At 53.9% G+C, this 5144-nt stretch carries 8 protein-coding genes; 3 read left to right on the forward strand and 5 right to left on the reverse strand.

Going from position 1 to position 5144, the window contains the following annotated elements; translation table 11 throughout:
• Positions 1–737, reverse strand: a 737-nt coding sequence (locus B2067_RS04415) for a response regulator (RefSeq protein WP_301387596.1), incomplete at its 3' end; no start/stop codon positions are given.
• Between the two features lie 154 nt (positions 738–891).
• On the opposite strand from B2067_RS04415, the gene B2067_RS04420 reads away from it, so the two are divergent.
• On the forward strand, positions 892–1797 hold the full coding sequence (locus B2067_RS04420; protein WP_068436026.1) for a lysophospholipid acyltransferase family protein: 906 nt from the start codon (positions 892–894) through the stop codon (positions 1795–1797).
• A 103-nt stretch (positions 1798–1900) separates the two neighbouring features.
• Here B2067_RS04420 and B2067_RS04425 read toward each other — a convergent pair whose 3' ends face one another.
• From B2067_RS04425 to B2067_RS04440, 4 genes are all read right to left on the reverse strand, one after another.
• On the reverse strand, positions 1901–2500 hold the full coding sequence (locus B2067_RS04425) for a DoxX family protein (RefSeq protein WP_068435981.1): 600 nt from the start codon (positions 2498–2500) through the stop codon (positions 1901–1903).
• Between the two features lie 28 nt (positions 2501–2528).
• Entirely contained in the window at positions 2529–2855 is a 327-nt protein-coding gene (locus B2067_RS04430; protein ID WP_273092263.1) for a hypothetical protein, read from the reverse strand.
• Between the two features lie 103 nt (positions 2856–2958).
• Positions 2959–3153 (reverse strand): zf-HC2 domain-containing protein, encoded by a 195-nt coding sequence (locus B2067_RS04435; protein ID WP_273092262.1) that lies wholly within the window; start codon positions 3151–3153, stop codon positions 2959–2961.
• A 2-nt stretch (positions 3154–3155) separates the two neighbouring features.
• A complete protein-coding gene (locus tag B2067_RS04440; RefSeq protein WP_068435975.1) occupies positions 3156–3740 on the reverse strand; it encodes a sigma-70 family RNA polymerase sigma factor in 585 nt (194 codons plus the stop codon).
• 83 nt (positions 3741–3823) lie between these two features.
• On the opposite strand from B2067_RS04440, the gene B2067_RS04445 reads away from it, so the two are divergent.
• Both B2067_RS04445 and B2067_RS04450 read left to right on the forward strand, forming a co-directional pair.
• Positions 3824–4204 carry a hypothetical protein gene (locus tag B2067_RS04445; RefSeq protein WP_297533331.1) on the forward strand — a complete coding sequence of 127 codons (381 nt, stop codon included), beginning with the start codon at positions 3824–3826 and terminating at the stop codon, positions 4202–4204.
• Between the two features lie 75 nt (positions 4205–4279).
• Positions 4280–5144, forward strand: an 865-nt coding sequence (locus tag B2067_RS04450; RefSeq protein WP_301387597.1) for a TolC family protein, incomplete at its 3' end; no start/stop codon positions are given.

Below are 5144 nucleotides of genomic sequence, written 5' to 3' on the forward strand. Positions count from 1 at the left end.
ACGAGTATTTTCGCCAACCAGTCATGACACTGAACATACAAGGGATGATCGAGAAGAGTTGCCCGAATCAGGGATACGGCCTGATCAGTGTCACCGAGAAAATGGAAACACACGGCTTGACCGAGCCGGGCCCAGGAAGCCGGGCGACTTTCCAGAACCCGGGCGTAGGCTTCAAGCGCATCCTCATAGCGCTCCTGCTTAAGGCACAACTTACCTTGCAACCGGGAAACGGGCAGTAACAGGCGAGGGTGCTCGACCCTGATCTGGTCTGCAATTTCTATCGCCCAATCGATCTGGCCCTGATCAATGGCCCGGTTCATTGGCAACAGAACTGTCTTAAGAAGGCTCAGACGATAAAGCCTTTCGCGAAGAATGCTGAGAGTAAATGGCTTAGTGACGTAGGCGTCCGGATCGTATTCGAGTGCCCCCATGACCCGATCTACCGCATTCTCGCCCGTGATCATGACAAAAGATGCCGTCGCGCGCAGACGGTTGGTGTAACGGGCTTCCTCTAGTATCTGCTGGCCGTCTTTGCCTTTACCAAGGTTGTAGTCGGACAATACGAGATCAAAATCGTGTTCCATGATGTATTCAACGGCTTCGCGTCCGTCGGTGGCGCTATATACATCATCAGCCCCCAGCACCGTCAGCATACTTTTCAGTGCGCTGCGCGCCTCGACGAGGTCGTCAACGATAAGAATTTTCTGTCCCTGCAGATTAAAGCTCGCTTCCGTCATAACGATGACAATCCCGACTGCTACTTATTAGTTATATGGCGTAAGTTTGGCTCCCCATATCCTGCAGGGATTATTTAAGCTTAGCAGAGGCTCAGCAAGTGACCGTCAATGGCGTAGGTTGTACACTTTGGGCACTCTGATGAAGGTGAGAAATGTGAATAATCTGATTGGCTACCTGATGATTGGTGCGATCAAGCTGATGGGGCTTGTGTCGTTGCCGACAGCTCAACGTATCGGTCGTATGTTAGGAAAACGACTGGCATCAAAGCGGACCCGATCACGCGAGGTCGCCCGAGTGAACCTGGCAATGTGCTTTGCCGATAAAAGCGAAGACTATCGCGAAACCCTCCTCTACGACACGCTGATTCAGAACGGCATGACCGGTGGAGAGATGGGGCCCATGTGGGGCTACTCGCATGAAAAACTGTTGACGATGGTCCGGAAGGTCCACAATCAGGAACTGTTAGAGCAGAAGCTTGCCGATGAGCGGGGCTTGCTGTTTATGTCTCCGCACCTTGGCAACTGGGAGATCGTCAGTGCCTGGCTGGCCACCTTAACGTCGGCGACCATTATGTATCGACCCGCAAAAGTTAAGAATTTCAGCGATTGGATGGTCTCCCGAAGGGAGGCGGTCGGTGCGGAACTGGTGCCCACGACAGGTGGCGGTGTTAAGGCATTATTCGCCACTCTTAATGCAGGTAAGGTCGTTGGCTTTCTGCCAGATCAGGAGCCCAAGCGTGAGCGGGGCGTATTCGCACCTTTTATGGGGGTTGAAACCCTGACACCAACACTGCCGCATCAGATGATCCGCGAAACCGGCTGTCAGGTGATTTATGCGTTCGGCGAACGCCTACCCAATGCCGAAGGCTTCGATATTCATTTATTCGACGCCCTGCCGGAGCAGTTTGATCCAGACCCCGTAATATCCGCAACGGCAATGAATCAGTCTATCGAGAACTGCGTGCGTCTATGCCCGGCTCAATATCAGTGGACCTATAAACGCTTTAAGCGCCGCCCGAATGACGGAATTAACCCCTATAAAATCGCGAAGGTACCTTGATGCGCAGAACGAACTAAGGACAGACAGAAAGATCGAGATGTAGGACAGGAATAACAGGGCCGCTATAAATCAGCGGCCCTGCTTGTTTCAGGCATGCGCTATTTCAGTTGCGATTCAGGAAGCGTGAAACATAGTAGTCAACGCTGGTATAGCGGCCACCGCCGGTAAACAACAAGGTCAGCAACATAACAAAATAGGTTGCTGCGAACTCAATACCGTTGTTAAGGACAACGAGGGAGCCACGCCCGGTAAGCCAGCTGTAGTTTCCATGCTCCTGCAGGATACCTTTTGCCCGCTCGAGACGTTCCGCCGATTCCAGCACACGCTCATTGGCCAGCCACGAACTACTGTCTGCAATGGCTAGCCAGCCATATTCCAGATGCACCGTCAGGGCCGCGACGACCATGGTCGCCATCAGCGGGATACTGACCAACCGCACTGCAATGCCCGGTATCAGCAGTGCACCGCCCACCAGCTCGGTGCCTGCTGCCAGCACAACCATCAGCTCAGGGAATGGCAACCCAAGGCCCCAGTCAGCGTTACCAAACCATGCCACTGTACTGTCGAACGACTGGAATTTCGTCCAACCCGCCTGCATCATCACTGGCGCCAGATAAAGCCGAAGCAACAGAGGTGCAAGACCATCGAGATGCAGGATCCGCTGAAGTACAGCGTTATAGTGTTGAGTCATTGTTCTGAGCATCGGTCAGCCTTTTTCTGCCAGAGGACTCTTATTTAGAGCCGCCGCATTTGCCTTCGCCGCACTTACCTTCAGATTCAGACTTGGCACCGCCACACTTGCCTTCGCCGCACTTACCTTCGGCTTCAGACTTAGCACCGCATTTACCTTCACCGCACTTGCCTTCAGATTCAGACTTAGCACCACATTTGCCTTCACCGCATTTACCTTCGCCACACTTACCTTCAGCAGACTTTTCGGCGTGATGGCCCGCAACCTGATAACCAGATTCCAGCGACTGTGATGCAAATGGATTTTCAGCAGCACTGACTGTGGCCGAAGCGGCACCAAGAAGCATTGCAGCAGATAAAGTTGTCATGGTCTTTTTCATTGTGAGTTCTCTCTGATTAATAAATTAGCAGCGGTTCTGCCGCACATAGAGTGAGTCGCACCTGCCGACACTTTTCTTACAGGAACAGAAATTATTTTTTACCGGACGCAGGCCCAGCGTCTTTTTCTTCCTGAATCAAGGTTCTTAGCGAGCCCAGCTGACGACCAAATTCGCGGCAGCCGGAACACATTGCGGTGTGCACTTTCAGGTTCATTTTTTCGGGGAAGGTTAAAGTGCGGTCCTGCCCTTCGGATAACAAACGGGTAGCTTGCTCACAGCTCAACATAGTCAGGCCTCCCTCTCGAACCAATGATCAGATAAACATGCCCGCAACTTCAGGCGTGCACGGTGCAGAAGAACGTGAAGGTTACTCGTCGACACTTCAAGCGAGGCGCAGATTTCTGCGGAATCCAGCTCAATAAATTCACGCATCATAAACACCCTTGCCTGCTCTGCGGGCAGTGCCTCAAGACAGATATCAAACACCTGCCAGAACTGAGTGTTATCAGCCAGTTCATGCGTGTCACCCCAGCGCCTGGGGGTCGCTCCCGCCTGCCAATGCCCACGTCCATCAAAGAGTTCGTCGTCGTCCGTGCTGCATTCCTTACAGGCTTCGCGCACCGGTTCCCGGTATTGCCCACGTAGTACATCCGCAATTTTTCTTCGCAGAATAGAGAAAACCCAGGTTTTCAGAGTCGATTGGCGGGAAAAAGAAGAGGCATTTTTCAACGCACCGGCCAGAGCTTCCTGCACCGCATCCTCGGCCAGATGCTCATCATCGAGCTGCAGTCGCGCAAAACTGAGCATCTGCTTGCGCAGACTTTCTATATCTTCGTCACGAAAGGTCACGTGCAACTGGTTTTCTGCTGCCATTGCTGAGATCCTAGAAGTAGTCGTATATGACTATACCAAAAGATCCCGATAAGAGTTCGCGAAAAGATTCGCCCTGACAACCTATGCTAGCGACTGACCGCAAACATCAGCTATCCCGAACATCACCTGCGCTGGTGATGATGCTGCTTGTGCTGATGTTGCAGAATCTCGCTCCTTTTAATGAAGTGACGGATGTCTTTGCTGCCGATCCCAACGCCTCAGACATTGCCCATCATGATGCCGCCCACCATAGCGATCATGAGCATCAGGACCATACAGCAGAGGACGCTTGCCCGGAAACTGGTCACGCAGGTTGTCACAGCCACCAACACACAACTCCTACCACGCTGCCTCAGCGCTGGTCGGTACCACAACTGAGTAGTGTGACTATTAAACAGTCCGGCCCTTTTGTCCGGCCACCGCACTCTCCCGTCACTGGGATCTGTCGCCCTCCGATTGCCTGAATAGCTGAACGATAACGCCACTCGTTGCCGGGCTGCCTTATGGCTGCCCGACAGATCAGCTATTCAGGAAATTTTATGAAATCACCAATAACACGCGGTGCTGTGGGCCTGATTGTGAGCCTCAGTACCTTGTGGTCAGTGCCATCTCAGGCCCTGACCCTCGATGAAACCATTCAGCGCACGCAAGCGGCGCACCCACAATTCAGAGCGTATTCGGCCCTTAAGCGTGCCAGCAAGGCCAATGTCGATACGCAGGCGTTAGCTCCGCCGCTTATTCTCAGTGGCGAGGCCGACAACCTTATCGGTAATGGCAGCTACCAACAGGCAGCACAGGCTGAGTACATCCTCGCCCTGTCGTCGGTTATCGAACTGGGCGGGCAGCGCAGAGCCCGCCGCCAACAGGCACTATCGGCCTACGAACTCACAGAAGCTCAGAGTAAGTCCCGGACCTTATCGTTACTGAGCGATGTTACCCGCGCCTACATAGCGGCGCTTGCCTCGCAGGAAAGGCTCAGGATTGCAGAAGTAAGCCTGCGCCTGAATAGACAGGCGCTGGCGGTCGTTGAAAAACGCCACCAGCGCGGCGCCGTTCCGATGAACGATCAACTTCGCGCTGAAGCGGCACTGGAGCGCTCAGCCTCTGCCGTAGCGCAGGCCCGCCTACAGCTGGATAACGATATTTACCGACTCACAAGCTATTGGATGACACCCGGGGAGCCCCGCGGAGAGCTCGGCTTGACAGGCAACCTGTTCGATCTGAGTACCCCGCCCGGTCAGTTTCCTCAGCTGCTGAGCGCTGTTGATGATGCGCTGGTCCTGGAGATGTATGCCAGCAAAGCACGGCTGGCAGAAGCCGACTCGACACTGGTACAGGCCCAGAATGCCGGCAGCGTAGAGTGGCGGGTCGGCGTTACTCACTTTGCAGAGAGTCGCGATGAGG

It is taken from the genome of Thalassolituus sp. UBA2590 (assembly GCF_002339775.1).
Lineage (GTDB): Bacteria > Pseudomonadota > Gammaproteobacteria > Pseudomonadales > Oceanobacteraceae > Thalassolituus.

Excerpts from the sequence above, each read along its gene's own strand:
- B2067_RS04425 (WP_068435981.1), bottom strand. The coding sequence starts at position 2,500 with ATGCTCAGAACAATGACTCAACACTATAACGCTGTACTTCAGCGGATC.
- B2067_RS04435 (WP_273092262.1), bottom strand. The coding sequence starts at position 3,153 with ATGTTGAGCTGTGAGCAAGCTACCCGTTTGTTATCCGAAGGGCAGGAC.
- B2067_RS04445 (WP_297533331.1), top strand. The coding sequence starts at position 3,824 with ATGCTAGCGACTGACCGCAAACATCAGCTATCCCGAACATCACCTGCG.
- B2067_RS04430 (WP_273092263.1), bottom strand. The coding sequence starts at position 2,855 with ATGACAACTTTATCTGCTGCAATGCTTCTTGGTGCCGCTTCGGCCACA.
- B2067_RS04440 (WP_068435975.1), bottom strand. The coding sequence starts at position 3,740 with ATGGCAGCAGAAAACCAGTTGCACGTGACCTTTCGTGACGAAGATATA.